At 65.7% G+C, this 18,700-nt stretch carries 11 protein-coding genes; 1 reads left to right on the top strand and 10 read right to left on the bottom strand.

Translation table 11 applies throughout. The features are described from left to right. Positions 1-256: 256 nt before the first annotated feature. A complete protein-coding gene (locus JLDANKMP_RS07820; RefSeq protein ID WP_212560862.1) occupies positions 257-1,231 on the bottom strand; it encodes an RluA family pseudouridine synthase in 975 nt (324 codons plus the stop codon). Positions 1,232-1,638: 407 nt separating this feature from the next. On the opposite strand from JLDANKMP_RS07820, the gene JLDANKMP_RS07815 reads away from it, so the two are divergent. After that, entirely contained in the window at positions 1,639-4,926 is a 3,288-nt protein-coding gene (locus JLDANKMP_RS07815) for an Rne/Rng family ribonuclease (protein ID WP_212560861.1), read from the top strand. A gap of 224 nt (positions 4,927-5,150) precedes the next feature. On the opposite strand, the gene JLDANKMP_RS07810 is transcribed toward JLDANKMP_RS07815, so the two are convergent. The 9 genes from JLDANKMP_RS07810 to JLDANKMP_RS07770 form a co-directional block, all read right to left on the bottom strand. Next, entirely contained in the window at positions 5,151-6,035 is an 885-nt protein-coding gene (locus tag JLDANKMP_RS07810; protein ID WP_212560860.1) for an endonuclease/exonuclease/phosphatase family protein, read from the bottom strand. A gap of 2 nt (positions 6,036-6,037) precedes the next feature. Next, positions 6,038-9,205, bottom strand: coding sequence for a discoidin domain-containing protein (locus JLDANKMP_RS07805; protein ID WP_212560859.1), 3,168 nt, complete (start codon positions 9,203-9,205; stop codon positions 6,038-6,040). Then, positions 9,202-10,038, bottom strand: coding sequence for a carbohydrate ABC transporter permease (locus JLDANKMP_RS07800; RefSeq protein ID WP_005410322.1), 837 nt, complete (start codon positions 10,036-10,038; stop codon positions 9,202-9,204). Before JLDANKMP_RS07800 ends, JLDANKMP_RS07805 begins: the two co-directional genes overlap by 4 nt. Beyond that, the gene (locus tag JLDANKMP_RS07795; protein WP_005410323.1) at positions 10,035-10,916 is read right to left on the bottom strand and encodes a sugar ABC transporter permease; all 882 of its coding nucleotides are present in this window, start codon (positions 10,914-10,916) and stop codon (positions 10,035-10,037) included. The genes JLDANKMP_RS07800 and JLDANKMP_RS07795 overlap by 4 nt, the downstream gene beginning before the upstream one ends. Then, positions 10,913-12,253, bottom strand: coding sequence for a sugar ABC transporter substrate-binding protein (locus JLDANKMP_RS07790; RefSeq protein WP_212560996.1), 1,341 nt, complete (start codon positions 12,251-12,253; stop codon positions 10,913-10,915). The genes JLDANKMP_RS07795 and JLDANKMP_RS07790 overlap by 4 nt, the downstream gene beginning before the upstream one ends. Positions 12,254-12,257: 4 nt before the next feature. Continuing rightward, the gene (locus JLDANKMP_RS07785) at positions 12,258-13,862 is read right to left on the bottom strand and encodes a glucoamylase family protein (RefSeq protein WP_024956629.1); all 1,605 of its coding nucleotides are present in this window, start codon (positions 13,860-13,862) and stop codon (positions 12,258-12,260) included. Between the two features lie 247 nt (positions 13,863-14,109). Then, a complete protein-coding gene (locus JLDANKMP_RS07780) occupies positions 14,110-17,166 on the bottom strand; it encodes a TonB-dependent receptor (protein ID WP_033832936.1) in 3,057 nt (1,018 codons plus the stop codon). Between the two features lie 76 nt (positions 17,167-17,242). Continuing rightward, the gene (locus tag JLDANKMP_RS07775) at positions 17,243-18,280 is read right to left on the bottom strand and encodes a LacI family DNA-binding transcriptional regulator (RefSeq protein WP_012480808.1); all 1,038 of its coding nucleotides are present in this window, start codon (positions 18,278-18,280) and stop codon (positions 17,243-17,245) included. Between the two features lie 149 nt (positions 18,281-18,429). Then, complete coding sequence (locus JLDANKMP_RS07770) at positions 18,430-18,681, bottom strand: BolA family protein (RefSeq protein WP_212560858.1); 252 nt, start codon at positions 18,679-18,681, stop codon at positions 18,430-18,432. Positions 18,682-18,700: the final 19 nt, after the last annotated feature.

The raw sequence follows: 18,700 nt of genomic DNA, 5'->3' as shown, positions 1-18,700 counted from the left end.
CCGCCCGTGCCCCGTCATTCTTCCGTGCACGCCAGCCGCGCGATGAAAAGATTGAAGAGCGAAGCGCGCGCTGCGCGCGTGAGTCGAGTACGACTCGAGTCTACAAAGGCTGCGTGCGGGTATGGGCCTACGCTGCGGATGTCCGGGTCCGCCTTGTAGCGAGCCGAGCACCGCAGGTCCGGCGAGGGCGAAGAGGCGCGGGTGTCTGAGCGCTGCGAATGGCGCCGACCAAGCGCCCGGCGCCGCCGAACTGCCGTCAGCGCAGCCGATCCAGCGCCTCGACCAGCTCATCGGCCAGCGGCGCGTTCAGCACATACGGGCTCTTGCCGTCGTCCAGCGCGAACTCCAGCGAGGCCGCGTGCAGGAACAGACGCTTCAGCCCGATCTGCTCACGAAGCCGCTTGTTGACCGCCGGATCGCCGTACTTGTCGTCGCCGGCCACCGGATGCCCCAGGTGCTGGGCATGCACGCGGATCTGGTGGGTACGGCCGGTCTCGATGCGCACCTCGCAATAGGAATGGCCGCCGCGGCGCTCCAGCACCCGGAAGTGGCTGATCGATTCCTTGCCGATCGCGTTGACCTGCACATGGCGCTCGCCGCCCTGGCGCAGGCCGACATGCAGCGGCGCATCGACCGTCATCACCCCGTCGGGCATGCGCCCGGCCAGCAGGGTCAGGTAGCGCTTGCGGATGCCGGCGCCGTGGTCTTCACGCAGCAGCGCCTGCAGTTCGCTCAGCGCCGAGCGCTTCTTGGCCACGATCAGCAGGCCCGAGGTGTCGCGATCCAGCCGGTGGACCAGCTCCAGGGTCTGCCCCGGGCGCAGCGCGCGCAGGGTCTCGATGGCGCCGAAGCTGATGCCGCTGCCGCCGTGGCTGGCCACGCCGGTGGGCTTGTTCAGGGCCAGCAGGCGCGTGTCCTCGAAGACGATGGCCTGCTCCAGCCGGCGCATGAATGCCTCCGGGGGACCCACCTTGTCTCCCTCTTCGGTGAGACGAACCGGCGGCACGCGCACTTCGTCGCCCGCCTCCAGCTTGCGCTCGGCCTTGGCGCGGCCGCCGTTCACCCGCACCTGGCCACTGCGCACCAGCTTGTAGACCAGGCTGCGCGGGGCCCCCTTCAGCTGGCCGAGCAGGAAGTTGTCCAGGCGCTGGCCGGCGCGGTCGGCGGGAATGGTGATCATGCGCACGGAAGGCTTGTCGCCAGCGGGCTTGGTGGGGTCTTGGGCGGTCATCAGGCTGTTTATTCTGTTACACTCGGGGGGCGAGATAAGGGATTGATTTCGTTGGAAGTTACTCAGGGCCAGAAGCCCAGCTTCCGACGAATCCGGCACAGTGCGCGACCACCGCCCGCGGGGCGGCCATGTTAGCGGCTCACCGGCCTTCCCGGCCATCGCCGGATGCCTGACACGCAACCGTGCTGAACATGTCCCGCGTGGCGCTCCAGCCTGGCTGACAGCTGCCTGCGGCCCTGCAACACCCAAAAACCATAAGAGTGAAGCGCTCCCGCGGCCTGCCGTGGTGTCGTAGCGCTGGAAACCCAAGCCGCCCTCCCCGCGCTTGCGCGAATGGGCGGCGAGCCGTGTCCAGAGGCGAAACCCCATGGCGTTCCGCGCGGTAGCCGCTTGCGAGGAACGCAACAATGAAGCGAATGCTGATCAACGCCACGCAGGCTGAAGAGCTGCGTGTTGCCATCGTGGATGGCCAGTCGTTGTATGACATCGACATCGAACAGCCGTCGAAGGAACAGAAGAAGTCCAACATCTACAAGGGCCGGATCTTCCGCATCGAGCCCTCGCTGGAAGCGGCCTTCGTCGAGTACGGCGGTGGCCGCCATGGCTTCCTGCCGCTGAAGGAAATCTCCCGCGACTACTTCCAGGCCGGTGTCGACCACAACAAGGCCGGCATCCGCGAGCTGCTTAAGGAAGGCCAGGAGATCGTCGTCCAGGTCGACAAGGAAGAGCGTGGCAACAAGGGCGCCGCCCTGACCACGTTCATTTCGCTGGCCGGCCGCTACATGGTGCTGATGCCGAACTCGCCCAGCGCCGGCGGTGTGTCGCGCCGCATCGAGGGCGAAGACCGGGCCGCGCTGAAGGACGCCCTGGACAAGCTGAACATCCCCGACGACATGGGCGTGATCATCCGTACCGCCGGCGTCGGCCGCGATGCGGAAGAGCTGCAGTGGGACCTGGACTACCTGCTCAATGTCTGGCGCGCCATTGCCGAAGCGGCACTGAGCAAGCCCGCCCCGTTCCTGATCTACCAGGAATCGCGCCTGATCGTGCGCGCCCTGCGTGACTACCTGCGCGCCGACATCGGCGAGATCCTGGTGGACACCGAGGAGATGTACGAGCACGCCCGCGAATTCATGCAGCAGGTGATGCCGCAGACCCTGCGCAAGCTCAAGCACTACAAGGACGACATCCCGCTGTTCAACCGCTTCCAGATCGAATCGCAGATCGAAGGCGCCTACGAGCGCAACGTGCGCCTGCCGTCGGGCGGCTCGATCGTGGTCGACCAGACTGAAGCGCTGACCGCCGTCGACGTCAACTCCTCGCGCGCCACCAAGGGCAGCGATATCGAGGACACCGCGTTCCAGACCAACCTGGAAGCGGCCGAGGAAGTGGCCCGCCAGCTGCGCCTGCGTGACCTGGGCGGCCTGGTGGTGATCGACTTCATCGACATGGCCTCCAACAAGCACCAGCGCGAAGTCGAGAACCGCCTCGCCAACGCGCTGAAGTACGACCGCGCGCGCGTGCAGGTCGGCCGCATCTCGCGCTTCGGCCTGCTGGAAATGAGCCGCCAGCGCCTGCGCCCGAGCCTGGGGGAGTCCAGCCAGATCGTCTGCCCGCGTTGTGACGGCCACGGCCGCATGCGCAGCGTCGAGTCGCTGTCGCTGTCGATCATCCGCGTGGCTGAAGAGCATGCGATGAAGGAGAACACCGGGCAGGTGCTGGTGCAGGCCCCGGTGGAGATCGCCAATTACCTGCTGAACGAGAAGCGCAGCGCCCTGCGCGAGATCGAACAGCGCCACGAGGCGCCGATCGTGATCGTCGCCGACGAGCAGCTGCACACCCCGCACTACACCGTGACCCGCCTGCGCGAGAACGAGCTGGGTGAAGAAAGCAGCAAGCCCAGCTACCAGCGCGGCACCCCGCGCAAGCTGCCGGTGCACGCGCTGACCAAGGGCCAGCTGAACATCCCGCCGCCGGCGGTGACCCAGGTCAAGCACACTTCCCCGGCCCCGGTGCGCGAGGAAGTGGAGCCGGCCGCGGCCGCTCCGGCCCCGGTCGCTGCAGCGCCTGTTGCGCCGGCCCCGGCGGGTGGCGTGATCGGTTGGCTCAAGCGCGTGTTCGGTGGCGAACCGGCGCCCGCGCCGGCACCGGCCGCCCCGGCTGCACGCCAGCAGCAGGACGGCGGTCGCAAGGACCGCAACAAGGATCGCAACAAGGACCGCAAGGACCGTCGCGACGACAATCGTGGCAATGGCAACGCGCAGCAGCAGAAGGATGGCGGCAACCGCAAGGACCGCGGCGAGCAGCGCAAGGACGGCCGCAACGGCAATAACGGCAATGCGCAGCAGCAGCCGCAGCAGGGCAAGCAGAAGGAGCCGCAGCACAAGGATGGCCAGCAGCCGCCGCAGCAGCAGAACAAGCCGCGCAACGAGCAGCAGGGCCAGAACCAGAACCAGCAACCGAAGCTGAAGCAGCCCAAGCAGCCGCGCCCGCAGCAGCAGGACGGTGACAAGCCGGCCGAGAAGCCGCAGCGCAATGCCGCCGAAGCACCTGCCGAAGCCGTGACCGCAGCTGCAGCCGTAGCCGCTACGGCCGTCGCCGCCAATGGGGTGAACGCGCAGGACGCCACCGCGCTGGTCGCCCAGGTCGCCCCGGTGGAAGCGGCCGCACCGGTCGACACCGCTGCCAATGCGGCCAGTGCGACCGACGTGGTCGCAGTTGCCGGTGAAGAGGCTGCAACCGACGCCAATGGCGAGCAGGCTGGCGAAGGCGCAACCCGCCGTCGCCGTGGCCGTCGTGGTGGCCGTCGTCGTCGCCGCGGTGGCGCCGAGAACGCCGCCGGCAGCGACACCCTGGGTGATGACCAGGACGAGGGTGATGACGGTGATGACGCCGACGGCGCCGAGCCGAACATCGACAGCACTGCCGGTACTGCGCCGGTTGCGGCTGTGCAGTCCACGCGTTCGCAGCCGGAGTTCGACTTCGATGACGAAGCCGAGCCGGTCGCTGTCGAAGCCGAGAAGCCAGCCCGTGCTGCCGCCGCGGTTGTCGCCGCGCCGGTTGCCGTGGTGAGCAGCGCTGTGGTCGAAGCCGCCGCCCCGGTCGTGGCTGAAGTGCAGGCACCGGTCGAAGCTGCGAAGACCGAAGCGGTGTCCTCGCCGGTGCAGACCAGCATGCTCGATGCCATCGACGCCGCGACCCCGGTCCAGCCGGTCGCCGCTGCCGCACCGGTCGCCAACGCCACTCCGGTGGTGGACGCTGCTGCGCCGGCCATCGAAGCAAAGCCGGTTGTGGCTGAAACGGCCGCGGTGGTTGAAGCCGCTCCGGTGATCGAAGCGAAGCCGGTCGCAGTCGAGGCCGCGCCGGTCGTGGAATCGAAGCCGCAGGTGGTTGAAGCAACCCCGGTGGTTGAAACCAAGCCGGTGGCCAGTGAGAGTGCCCCGGTGGTGGAGGCCGCCCCGGCCGTTGAAGCCACGCCGGTCGTCGAGACTGCGCCGATCGTGGAACAGCCGGTCGCTCCGGTAGCGGTCGAAGCCGCACCGATCGAAGCCGCCGCCCCGAGCGCTGATGCGGTGGTGACGCCGTCGATCGATCCGGTCGCCGATGGCCATGCCGACGCTGCAGCCCAGGCTGCAGAAGCCAAGGCTGATGAAGAAGACGACGAGGCCGCCAAGCGCACGCCGCCGGCGAACTGATCGCTCCTTGATAGCGTGAAAACGAAACGGCGGGGATCAATGATCCCCGCCGTTTTTGTTTGTGCTTCGGGCCGAACCGTGCCAACCAAGGTTGGCACCCACCAGGGCACAACCCGCGCACGGTCACCGCTTTGGTAGAGGCCAACCTTGGTTGGCGCCGTTGATCGAGTGCACGCGGACACGCCCGTGCCAACCAAGGTTGGCACCTACCCAGACGTGTCCCGTCAGGGTTTCGGCGCGAACTGCAGGCGGGTCCACACGCCGTAGTGGTCCGAGGCCCAGCGACCGCTGTCGTCGGGCTGGTCGAACAGGATCTTCGCCTCGCGCGCGACCATCTCGTCCTGCTGGAAGAAGATGTGGTCGATCCGCGACGGCGCCTGGTAATAGTGGCGGTTGAGCGTACTGACCCCGGACAGATCGGTGTTGACGTGCACGCTGCCGTAACTGTCGCCGTAGTGGCTGCGCAGCTCGCTCAGATCGCCGGCATCCACCAGTGCATTGAAGTCACCTGCGATCACCACCGGCGCGCCCGCCGACGTCGCGCTGATGAAGCGCAGCAGGTCCTCGACCTGGCTGCGACGGATGCGTTGTCCGCTCTCATCACTGCGCTCGTTCAGATGCGTGGCGTAGACGTTTACCGGCGTGCCCTCGACGTCGATGCGCAGGTGGGCCACGGTGCGGTAGTCGTCCAAGGGCTGCAGCAGATGATCCCCCTGGGCAAGGATCGGCCGCCGGGTCAGAAGCGCATTGCCGTAGCGCTTGGGCGCGCCGACCGCATCGGTGGACACGAACACGTACCTGTAACCAAGTTGGCTGGCCAGCCATTGCGCCTGGTTTCGCACGTTGCGGCGTTGGATCACCTCCTGCAGGGCAACCGCATCCGGCTGCAGGCGCTTGAGTTCGGCCAGGATGGTGCGGCGCCGGCGTGGCCAGTCCTCGCGGTCATGATGCAGATTGAAGGTGACCATGCTCATGCCTGGCGCGGTGGCGACATCAGCCGCTGCCCCGGCGGCTGGATCGGCCGCCATCGCGGCGCCCGGCAGTGCCAATGCAATGGCCAGCCCCAGGGCGCGCACGATCGTGCGCACCCTTGCCCCCTGCTGCTTCATCGTTACTGCCCCTTGCGCTCGGCGCGGCGCACCGCGCTCGGTACATCGATCTCGACCCGTGCCGGCAGCTGGTGCACGTGCAGTTCCTTGTTGACCCATTCGGCCGCTTCGCCGTTGATGTTCGCCTCGCCCGGATCACCGGCGTACGGCCACGGCAACACCACGCCACCGACCGGTGGCACCAGGCCCGGCTGCACCTCCAGCACCAGCTGCTTGTCGCTGCGCTGCAGGCGGTAGTTGAGCTGGCCCTGCGGCGTGCGCAGGCCCTGCACGGCGATGCCCTCGCCCTGCAGCCAGGCGCTCGGAATGCCGGCGGCCAGTACCAGCGCATCGTCCATGTCACGGCTGTACGCGAACATGTCCAAGGCCGAGCGCACGAAGTCCGAGGCTACCCAGGCGTGCGGCAGGTCACCGACGAAGAACGGCTTGCGCGGCGTGCGCGAGACCACCTCGGCCCACTGGTTCCAGGCCTGCGGCGCACGGTCCCTGAAGAAGAACTCGGTGGCCTGCCAGGCGCGGTCACGCCAGCCCAGGCGTACGAACGCCGCCACGTTGCGCCACTCGTACGGGGTGTAGTCCTTCCACTCACGCTTGCCGTCACGGCGGGCCACGAACTCCTTCCAGTAGCGCTCGAAGGTCGCCTCCAGTGCATGCTGCGGCAGTCGGCCCTGCTCGCCGCCCGGCGCCAGCGCGATGGTGGTCGAGGTCGCATCGAAATCGCCCAGCTCGGCCGAGCCCGGCAGGTAGTCGATGTCGTGCTGCTGCATCGCCGACAGCAGCGAGGCCTGCAGGTCATCACGGAACTGGTCACGCGATCCGGCGATCTGCATCGCCTCGACCTTGCCCAGCTGGGCCGCCAGCGATGCCGCGTCCTTGTAGCCGCGCAATGCCCAGAAATTATCCCAGTACGAATGCATCGGCTTGGCCGAATAGCCTTCGTGGCTGATCGAGGCCGGCATCATCCCGTAGAAGGCCGGATTGCGTGCGCGGTTCTCCTCGGTGCGCTCGCTGGCGCGCAGCTGCTCCATGTAGTTGTAGGCGCCCTGCACGTGCGGCCACATCAGCTCGGTGAACGTGCTGTCGCCGGTGTAGCGTCCATACTCGGCAATGCTGTAGATCAGTTCGCCATGGCTGTCGTTCTCCGGTACCGGGTCGCTGCCGCGCGCATCGACGCAGCACGGCACCTTGCCGTTCTCGAACTGGTACGGCGCATACCAGTTGATGTAGTCACGCACGGCATCGCTGCGCCCCATGCGCAGCAGGCCCTCGGAAATCATCGCGCCATCGCGGATCCAGCTGCGCGCGTACGAGCGCGTGCCCGGCTGCAGGCGTGGGCCAACCCGCGAGATCAGCATGTGCGCGACGGCCGTGCGCAGGGTATCGACCAGTGCCTGGCCCGCAGCCGGCACCTGCAGCGAGACCACGCCCAGCTTCTGCCGCCATTGATCGGCCACCTGCGCCTGCGCCTTGGCCACGTCCAGCGCCTGCGGCGCCCAGCCACCGGTCTGCGGCAGCACCACCGCCACTTCGCGGCTCTGGCCGGGCTCGAGCTTGATCGTGTACATCAGCGCACCCGACGCCATGCCGGTGCTGTCCTTCACTGCGGTCGTGGCCGGGTACTTGCCGCTTTCCAGATGCATCGCATCGAGTTTGCCATCGAACGTACTGGCAAAGCGCGCATCCGGCACCTGCAGCGGATAGATGCGCGGCTCACCGTTGACCCGAACCAGCTGTTCGCCCACATCCAGTGCATCGATGCGGCTGAAGCCACCGACGGTGTTGAGGAACTGGGTGGGCGGGTTGACCTGCCACGGACGGATTGCCAGCGCCAGGGTGTACTCGTGGGCGACCTTGTCCGGATTGCTCAGCCGGTAGCGGCCGATCAGCTGCGCGCGCTCGGGCGTGCCCTGCACGAAACTGGTCACCGAAAGCCCGGCCTTCTCATGCACCCAGTCGACGGTGGCGATCGGCAGGTAGTGATCCTGCAGCGACTGGGTGATGGCGACCTTCGACCAGTCCAGCAGCTTGCCGTCCAGGCGGATGAACGGCTCGATGCTGAAGCTGCCCTTGGCCGGCTCCAGCGCGCCATCCTCGCTGATCAGCGCCTGTTCCTGGCCACCATCGAGGCCGAGCAGGGTCCAGTACGGCTGTTCGCCCACATAGGCACGCGGCAACGAGCCTCGCGGCAGATCGGCGGCCACCGAGGACAGGAAGGCATTGGGCGTGGCGGCGAAGGCCAGCGGCTTGAGTGCGATGTCACGGATGCCATAGCGCCAGTTCGGGCCATCGCGCAGATCGAAACGCACGTAGCGCGCGTCGGTATCCGGCAGCGCCAGCCAATCGCGCCCCCCCGCACCGCCGGTCACCTCGCGCACAGTGCGCCAGTCCCGGCCATCCTCGGACGTCCGCACGGTGTAGCGATTGGCTTCCAGGTTCGGCAGCCAATCGATCACTACACCGCCGATCTCGCGGCTCTTGTGCAGGTCCAGGCTGATGGTCTGCTGCTTGACGCCACCGCTGATCCAGAACGTGTCGCTCTTGCCGTCGATCATGCGGTCCTGCAGCGCGGTGGCCGTATCGGCAATCACCGATGGCACCAACGCCGAATCATCCTGCGGCGGCAGGCCCTGCAGGGTCAGCTTGTCGAAGCACACCGTGCCGCGGCCACCGACCTTGCTGTAGATCGTGAACTCGACGGCGGCGCTTCGTGCCATCTCCTTCTCGGGCGAGGGACCCCACGCCTTGTCGATCTGGCGGCGGCGGTACTCGACCGGCGTCCACGCCTTGGGAAAGCTATAGCCGGGCCGGTTGACCCACCAGACGTTGTCGCCGCTGGCATCGATCAACTTGAACTGCAGGTCGTTGCCCGGCGATTCGCCACGCAGCTGGAATCCGAAGCGGTAATTGACCGGGTACTCGATGTTCAGCGCGCGGCGGATGCCGACGTAGCCGGAGACATCGTGGAAGTCATAGTCCAGGCACAGCGCGCGGCCACCACCGGCGCCACTGACCGGGCGCAGCGACCCGCTGACCTGGTCGGACAGCACCAGCGTCCAGGCTGCGATGTCGTCGAAGTCGTCCAGCACCTTCGGTGCCGGCAGCGCCGGAGGTGCGGCGATCGCCAGGGAAGTCCACAACAGGCCCAGTCCAACGGCGATCGCTCGCTTCATCCCTTGACGCTCCCCAGCAACAGACCTTGGATGTAGTACCGCTGCAGCACCAGGAACAGCGCCAGCACCGGGACCACGGTGACCACCGCGCCAGCCATCATCATTTCCACGTCCATGATGTGCTCGCGCGAGAGGGTGGCCAGTGCCACCGGCAAAGTGTAGTGCTCCTGGTCGGTCAGCACGATCAATGGCCACATGAAATCGTTCCATGCGCCCATGAAGGTGAAGATCGCCAGGGTCACCAGCACCGGCTTGAGCATCGGCAGCACGATCTGGAAGAAGATGCGCAGCTCCCCCGCCCCGTCGATGCGCGCCGCTTCCAGCAGTTCGTCCGGGATGGAACGCGCGTACTGGCGTACCAGGAAGATGCCGAACACGCTGGCCAGCGCCGGCACGATCACGCCACCGAAGCTGTTGACCAGGCCCAGCTGCTTCATCAGCAGGAACAGCGGCAGCATCGCCACCTGCGCCGGAATCACCAGCGCCGCCATCAGTACCTGGAACAGGCGCTCGCGGCCGACGAAGTTGAGCTTGGCGAAGGCGTAGCCGGCCATGGTGTTGAGCAGCAGCGAACCGACCGTGATGCCGAGCGACACCAGCAGGCTGTTGGCGAAGTTGCCACCCATGCCAGTGCGCGCGAACAGCTCATGGTAGTTGTGCGTGGTGATGCTGGAAGGCAGCAGCGGCGGCGGGAAATGGCTGGCCTCGCCCTGCGGCATGAACGAGACCGAGAGCATCCACAACAGCGGTGCCAGGCTGACCAGGGCCAGCACCAGCAACGCACCATTGATCAACCACGGGTACCAGCGCGACTGGCCGATTTCACGACTCATACCAACTGCCTCTTGCGGCCGAAACGCAGCATCACGGTGGTCACCGCCAGGATGATCAGGAACAGCAGGAACGCCACGGCGGAGGCGCGTCCCAGGTTCCACCACTTGAAGCCTTCCTCGAACATGAAATACAGCACGCTGACGGTGCTCTGCAGTGGGTCGCCGCGGGTCATCACGTAGGGTTCGGCGAACAGCTGGAAGTAGCCGGACACGGTAATCACGCCGACCACCAGCAGCACCGGGCCGAGCATCGGCAGGGTGATGTGCAGGAACTGCTTCCAGCGCGAGGCACCGTCGATGCGCGCGGCCTCGTACAGGTCATGCGGGATCGCCTGCAGGCCGGCCAGGAAGATCACCATGTTGTAGCCGAAGTTCTTCCACACCGCGAACAGCATGATGGTCGGCATCGCCCAGTTGGGATCGCCCAGCCAGTCGATCGGACTGATGCCCAGATGGCCCAGGCCGTAGTTCACCAGGCCGTAGCTGGTATGGAACAGGTAGCGCCAGATCACCGCCACCGCCACCAGCGTGGTCACCACCGGCGCGAACAGCGCGGTGCGGAACAACGCCTTGAAGCGTGCGGCCGGCGCATTCAGCAGCATTGCCGCGCCCAGCGACACGCCGATCGACAAGGGCACGCCGATCAACACGAAGTAAGTGGTATTCCACAGCGACTTCCAGAACATCGGGGTCTGCAGCAGATCGATGTAGTTGCCGAGGCCGACAAAGCGCAGGTTGCTGCTGTCAGCCAGGGCATACAGGTCGAAGTCGGTCACGCTCAGCGCCAGCGCCGAAGCCACCGGCAGGCCGAAGAACACGCCCAGCACGATCAGCGAGGGACCGGCGAAAATCCAGCCGGCGAGTGAAGTACGTTTCATTGCGCGCTCCCGGCGGCCACGGCACTGCTCGATTGCGGCGACGGAACGCGCTGCTGCAGGCGTTGTTGTTCATGCATCCAGCGGCGCTTTGCCAGCACCTTGTCCACGCGCTGGTCGAGTTCTTCGACGGCCTTGTCCTGCGGCAGGCCACCGCGCACCACCTTCTCGGTGACGATGCGCATTTCCTGCACGATGCGCTCCCATTCGAGCACCTTCGGCGTCGGCTTGACCCGCTCCAGCTGGTCACGGAACGCTGCGGCCAGCGGATCGTTGGCCAGCGACGGCGCACTCCACGTGCTGCGGCGTGGCGGCAGGTCGCCGATGATCGAATGGAAACGTGCCTGGATCTGCGGGCGCGACAGGAACTCGATCAGCTTCCACGACGCCTCCTTCTGCTGCGACTTGCGGAAGATCACCAGGCTGGTGCCACCGGCGATGCCCGCGCCCGGACCCTCCGGCCCCGGCAGCGCTGCGGTGCCCCACTGCCCTTCCAGTTCCTTCGGCTGCAGCTTCTTGAACTCGCGGATGTTCCATGGGCCGGAAATGTAGAAGACGTTGAAGCCGCGGAAGAACTCATCCCAGACGTTTGAGATCTGCGTCTCGGACATCTTCGGCGCCCAGCCCTGCTCGAACATGTTGGCGTAGAACGCCAGCGTGCGGCGGAAGCCGGGGCTGCTGAAGTTGCCGCGGGTGTCATCATCGCGCAGCAGCGGATCGGGCTGCTGCAGTGCCAGCGACAGCTGCTGCTCGAACTCGTTGATCGGCATCAGCACCGCATAGCGGTTCGGGCCCTGCATGCGCTTGATCGCCGCCATCTGCTCATCCCACTCCTGCCACGTGCGTGGCGGGTGGTCGTAGCCGGCCTTGGCCAGCAGGTCCTTGCGGTAGTAGATCAGGCGCGTATCGACATACCACGGCACGCCGACCAGCTCGCCGTGGATCACGTTGGTGTCCCAGATGCCCTGGAAATAGTCCCTCTCATCGACCACGGCAGAGCGATCGACGAACGGCTGCAACGGGGTCAGCGCATCGAGCTCGGCGAACTCCGGCACCCAGGTGTTGCCGAGCTGGCACACGTCCGGCAGGCCGTCGGCGGCGAACGCGGTCAGCAGCTTTTCGTGCGCAGCGGTCCACGGGATGTTCTGCACGTCCACCTTGATGCCCGGGTTCTCGGCTTCGAACTCATGGATCAGTTCGCTGACCACCTCGGCTTCCCGGCCCATTGCCCAGAAGCGCACAGTGGTGGTGCCCGGTTCGGTGCGGGCGCAGCCGGCCACGGCCAGTGCGGCCAGGGCTGGCAGTGTCCAGCGGCGCAGACGGTCGATCCAGTTCGGCATCGGGTTACTTGCCCTGGCCTGTGTTGCGGTTGGCATTGTTCTTCTGTTCCTGCGCGGCAGCCGCGCGTGATTCGGCGATACCCACCGCGCGTGCCGCCGCGGCCTTTTCGTCTTTCTGCAGTTCCAGCGGCTGGAACGAACCTTCCGGCGCCAGCCAGCCACCACTGAACCCCGCCCGCTCCAGGCCCTTGCGGATGTACGGGTTCTTCTTCATCACTTCCCAGACGAAATCATTGCGATAGTTGGCGATCATGGTCAGGATCGGCCCCTGGTCGATGGCGATGTAGTCGCTGGCGACCCAGCCACGATCCGGCACCACGCGGCCGGTCTTGATCGGGATGTCGTAGTTGAAGCTGGGATTGAACGAATCCAGGAAGCCGTAGCTGGAATAGATGTAATCGCCGTAGCGCTTGTGCATCTCCAACGTGGCCGGGATCACCTGTTCCGGCGCGAACACCACCGACGCGATCGCGGCGGTCGGAGCGATGGTGCCGTCATCGAAGTTCTCGCGCAGGCCAGCGCCGCGCGAAGAGTAATGGCGGAACTGGCGCTGCTCGCCACGGTATTCCTGCGTGGTGTTCTGCGGGCCATCGCTGGCGGTCAGGCCCCAGACGTTCTCGCCGTAATCCTTCCACTGCATCGGGTTGGCGATGGCGTACTCACGCTGGGCCAGTGCGGCCGAGCGGCTGTTGAGGAAGTAGGTGCTGCCGCGCTCGCGCATGTAGGCGTCCTGGATGTCGCGGAAGTCGATCCAGACGTGGCTGTACTGGTGGCCGAACAGCGGGCCGAAGGACAGGTATTCCTGGCCCTGGTAGACCCCCCAGTCGTTGTCATAGGTGCGCGTCCACACCGTCCACGCATCCGGGCTGACCGGGTGCGTCGGCGAACCCAGGGCAAGGATGTAGACCATCATGGCCTCGTTGTAGCCCATCCAGTCGTGGTCGATGAAACCGCTCTCGGGGAACCAGCCCATCGAGATCAGCGGCGCACGCTGTTGCAGCCAGGGCCAGTCGACCTTCTTGTACAGCGTGTCGGCGATCTGGCGGATTTCCTTCTCGCGCGGATCGTCACCGTCGTAGTACGACTGCGCGAACAGCACCCCCATCATCAGCAGCGCGGTATCCACCGAGGAAAGTTCGACCCAGCTGTCGTAGCGACGGCCTTCCTGCATGTCCAGGAAGTGGTAATAGAAGCCCTTGTAACCCGCCTTGCCGGTACGCTGCGGGCCCATCGGCACGTCGCGGAAGAATTTCAGGGTAGTCAGGGTGCGGTCGATCGCCTGGTTGCGGCTGACCCAGCCGTTCTCGATGCCGATCGGATACGCGGTCAGTGCGAAGCCGACCGAGGCGATGCTGGCGAACGGCCGCGACGGATAGCGGTCCGGGGTCAGGCCATTGATCTCGTTGGTGGTATCCCAGAAGAACTGGAAGGTGCGGCGCTCGATGTCATCGAACAGCGGCGGCAGCTCAGGTTTCATCGGCCGCGGCGGTGCATCGGCCTCGATCAGGATCACCGGCGGCCGCGGCTTGGCAGGCTCCTGCTGGGCCGGCTGGCAGGCGGCCACGGCCAGGCTCAACGCTGCGGCGGACAACAGATGACGTGCCTGCATGGCGCGATTTCTCCGGTGGTCTGATCGATGGGAAAGCATACCGTCCAATGATCTGAAATCGTTTACAAGGTGCGTTCTTAAAAAACCACGAAAAACGTGGTTTGACACCGCGATCATTGCCCATGCCGATGCCCCCTGACCGGCAGCGGCATGGGCAATGGACCGGCACAGGGCCGGCCATTGCCGTTTTCACGCGACCGATGCCGCCGGCGGAGCGGCGGCATCGGGGTCATGCATCCATCCGGGCTTAGAAGCGGAAGCCCACTTCGGCCTTGACCTGGCGCGGCGTACCGACGATGTCGCCGGTCTCGTTGTAGCTCGCGGTCAACTTGCCATTCTTGTAGTAGTTGTAGTTCGAGAAATTGTCGAAGTTGAACACGTTGATGATGTCGATACGCGCATACAGCTCGGTATCGCCCGGCATCTTGAACGTCTTCGTCGCCTGCAGGTCGACCGAGCGATAACCGAAGATCTTGCCACCCAGCAGGAACTTGCCGTTGCCACCCGGAACCGCCGCCATCGGGGTCGGCAGGTCGAAGCCATTGGCCTGCGGCACGCCGTACCAGTCGTTGATCGCGGTCGGGGTGGCCAGGGTGATCTTGCCACCGAAGGTGATGCCCCAGAAGCCCGCATACGAACCGGTCACCACCAGGCGGTGACGCGGCGCGCCGTTGGAGCGGATGGTCGGGTAGTCACCGATCACGCCACGGTCGAACGCGTAGTGCTCGTTGATGTCACGGTTGTGGCGGGCGGTGGTCCAGGTATAGGCGATGGAGGTGCCCCAGCCGCTTTCCTGGGTGAACGGCTTCTGCGCCGACAACAGGATCTGGGTAGCACGGGTCTTGATGCCCTGCTGGCCGATGATCAGGCTGCCGAAGCCCGGCACGTTGCAGCTCCACGCCTGGCCCAGACCGGCTTCGGTGCCACCGCACAGACGCGGATCGTCGAAGAAGTTGCCGGTCGGGTAGCGATTGCCCAGGGTGAAGGCGAAGCCGTCATAGGTGAGCGTGCGCGAGATGGTGGCGTCGGTCAGCCAGTCGCCGATCTGGTTGCTCATGCCCAGGCTGAACTGGTCAGCGTAGGGCACCTTCAGATTGTTGTTCAGCAGGTCGACTTCCAGGCCGGCATTGCTGGTCGAACCGACCAGGCTCTGGAGGTTGCCGATACCGTTGAGCAGGTTCGGGTTCCAGTCATAGCACGCGGCGTTGCCCTGGAAGCACTGACCGGTTGCCGGATTGCGGAAGTAGATCGTCGGCTGCGGCAGGGCCAGCTTGGTGGTTTCCAGCTGCAGGTAGTCGAACAGGTCGCGGTCGTAGGAACGACCGGCACCACCGTGGATCACGTGCTGCTCGTCGGCATTGATGTCATACGAGAAACCCAGACGCGGCTGCCAGGCATTCTTGAATGCCTTGCGGTTGTGGCCGTTGCTGATGTAATCGTTGATGTTCAGGCCGCTCAGCGCCAGCGTGTCGGCGTAGCTCTGGCCAGCGGCGGCACGCGGATCCTGCGCGAACAGCGCATTGACCACTTCCGGCGGGGTCACGAAGTCCAGATAGGACGGGTTCTTCTCGTAGTCCCAGCGCAGGCCGAGGTTCAGCTGCAGGTGGTCGTTGACCTGCCAGTCATCCTGGATGAACAGACCGATCTGCTTCACCTTCGAGCGCACTTCGCCGGACACGCCGGACACGCCGGTGACCGGCTTCACGAACTGGGCCTTGTACGGGATGCTGTCCGGGAAGGTCGGGTTGTCGATGGTGTAGTAGAACTGTGGATTGATCTGCGCCGCATCGGAGGCGTACAGGTCGATCTGCTTGTACTTGGCACCCATCTTGATGGTGTGGTCGCCCGCCCACTGGATGCCATCCAGGGTCAGGTTGTCTTCGATCGACCAGCCCTTCTGGCCCTTCACCTGCGACGACATTGCCGAGGAACCACCGATCGAGACGATGGCGCGCTCCTCGCTCTTGCCGTCCGGCGCGGTGTAGTTGAAACCGTTGCCCATGCTCAGCGGCTTGGGATTGTTGAACGAATCCTCGTGGGTAACCATCAGCTCGTTGTAGTAACGCTCACCGCTGTGGTTCCAGCGCAGCGCGTAACGACGGTCAGTGTTCTTGGTTTCCTTGCCGTGCATCGGCGCGGTCTGGTCCGAGAACTGCTGCTGGGTTTCATCACGGTCCTGGAAGGTCAGTTCCAGGCGATCGTTGTCGGTCGGCTCGAAGTCGACCTTGGCGAAGATCAGGTCCTGCTGGAACGGCTGGCTGGCCGGGCCCAGGCCGGCCTGGGCATCAGCCGGGACGCGGTTGGCCTTGTTGGTCACCGAACCATGCGGTGCGATGGTCACCGGCAGATCGAAGCGCTTGGCTTCATAGGTCACGAAGAAGTGGGCCTTGTCCTTGACGATCGGGCCGCCCAGGGCGAAACCGTATTCCTTCTCGGCCGAATCCTCCTTGCCCTTGCCCGGCTGACGCTCGGCCGGGGTCATCGCGCGCATGCTGTCGTTGGTATAACGGTAGAAGGTTTCACCCTTGAACTCGTTGGTACCCGACTTGGTCGCGGCCGTGACCGCTGCACTGGACACCTGGCCGTACTCGGCCTTGTAGTTGCCGGTGATGACCTTGTACTCGCCGATGGCCAGCTGCGGGAACGGGTTACCGGCACTGCCGGACTGACCGGCCACGCCGCCGCCCTTGACGTAGCTCTTCTGGCCCACGCCGTCGATGTAGACGTTGGTGCCGTCGGAGTTGGTGGCACCGCCGCGCAGCGAGGTGTTGCCCTTGGCGTCGCGGGTGAAGATCATGCCCGGCACCGCGTCGGCGAACTCCAGGAAGTTGCGCGAGACCTGCGGGGTGGTCTGGATCTGCTGCAGGCTGACGGTCTTGCCGACTTCGGACGTGCGCACTTCCTGCAGCAGGGTCGGCGCGACGACGTTGACAGTGTCCAGGTTGGTGGCTGCGGTCGTACCCGGGGTGCTGCTGGCAGCGCCGGCAAAGTTCAGGGTAGCGGTCGAGGCCACGGTGACGGTGACCTTCTGCGACTGGCCGTTGGCAACCACGTCATAGGTGCCCGGGTCCAGGCCCATCAGCGAGTAGCTTCCATCGGCACGGACGGTACCGCGACGGACGGTGCCGGTGGCCACGTTGGTGGCGGTCACCTCGGCGCCGGCCTGCGCGCCGGAAACCTGGCCGCGCAGGCTGGCATTGGCCGACTGCGCCATGACGTTCGGAGCAGCAGCCAGCATCAGGCAGCTGACCAGTGCGGTGCTCAGCAGCCGGCGTGCCGGCGTGCGGAAGGTGGTGTGCATCATCAACTCAATCTCCGGGTGGCGGTAACCGCTTGCGCGGTCCCTGCGATCAATCAAAAAAGAAGGAACGCCTCCGGCTTCAACGGCCGGATGGCGGAGTGGTGGAATCGCGAACTATCAAGCGGGGAACCAGGGTCTGCTTGTCCCCTGTCCCATCCGTGGAGGTGCCGTCCATCAACTGCATCAGGCGCGTCATGGCCCGATCGCCGAGTTCGGCGATGCTGACCTGCATGGTGGTCAGCGACGGGTGGACGAAACGCGCCAGTGGAATGTCATCGAAACCGGCCAGGGCGACGTCGGACGGAACGTGGACACCTGCCTGCGTGAACGCATACAGGCAACCCAGCGCCATCATGTCGTTGGCGGCGAACACGGCATCAGGCAGCGCTCCGGCTGCCAACAACTCCTGACCGGCGCGATGGCCGGAAGCTTCGTCGAAATCACCGGGCAGCTCGATGCCTTCGGCGTCACTGCCGAAAGCCGCCAACGCGTCACGGAAGCCACGCAGGCGCTCGCGCGCGTCGAAGTTGAGGTCCGGGCCAGAAATGAAAGCGATACGGCGGTGACCCGCGTCAAGCAGATGGCGGGTCATCGCCATCGCACCGGCATGGTCATCGATGCTCAGCACCGGGTGGTCCTGCCCGGGCAGATAGGTGTTGATCAGCACCGTTGGCAACGACTGCGGCAGGTTGTCGGTCAGGAAGCCCGGGCTCTCGGCATAGGGCGAGAGCACCAGCAGGCCGTCGACGCGGCCGCGCATGGCGCGCAGGGCCGCGCCCTGCTGCTCCTGGTCACCGTGGTAACTGGACACCAGCAGGTGCTGGCGGCGGTTGCGGGCGACGTTGTCGATGCCGCGCATCAGCTCGGAGAAGAATTCGCCGTACAGGTCAGGCAGTACCACGCCCACCGTATTGGTGCGACGGCTGCTGAGGCTGCGGGCGGCGGCGTGCGGGGTGTAACGCAGCCGTGCGGCCACCTCCAGCACAAGCTGGCGGACCGGTTCGGCGACATTTTCATGCCCGTTGAGCGCGCGGGAAACCGTGGCCACGGAGACCCGGGCTTCGCGAGCGACGTCTTTGATTGTGATAGCTGCCTTGTTCACGAAGCCGCCCTCCACGGCTTGGACCTACCAGCATTGGCGCGGAATGTAAGCGTTTCCATCTGGGCTTGTAAACAGTCCGTTAGGCGAATGTCCTGAAATGGACATGGAAATCTGTCTGTGGCGGGCCCGCTGACGGACCCGCCAGGACAGTGTGGGACAAGGGCTCAGCCCTGTTCTGACGGGGTCAATGCGCGAATGGACAGCGCGTGGATGTCGGTCTCCATCATCGCGCCCAGCGCGGCATAGACCGCGCGATGCCGGGCCAGTGGACCCAGTCCGGCGAAGCGTTCACTGACCACATGCACGTTGAAATGGCCGCGGCCATCGCGCGCACCGGCGTGGCCTGCATGACGATGACTGTCGTCTTCGATTTCCAGCATGCTCGGGGCCAGCGCCTGCTGCAGTGCGTCACGCATCCGCTCGATCCGCTCCGCG

This window comes from Stenotrophomonas sp. PE591, assembly GCF_018320795.1.
GTDB lineage: Bacteria > Pseudomonadota > Gammaproteobacteria > Xanthomonadales > Xanthomonadaceae > Stenotrophomonas > Stenotrophomonas maltophilia.
Note: the sequence above shows the minus strand (reverse complement) of the source record. Positions and strands in the feature narration are given on the sequence as shown.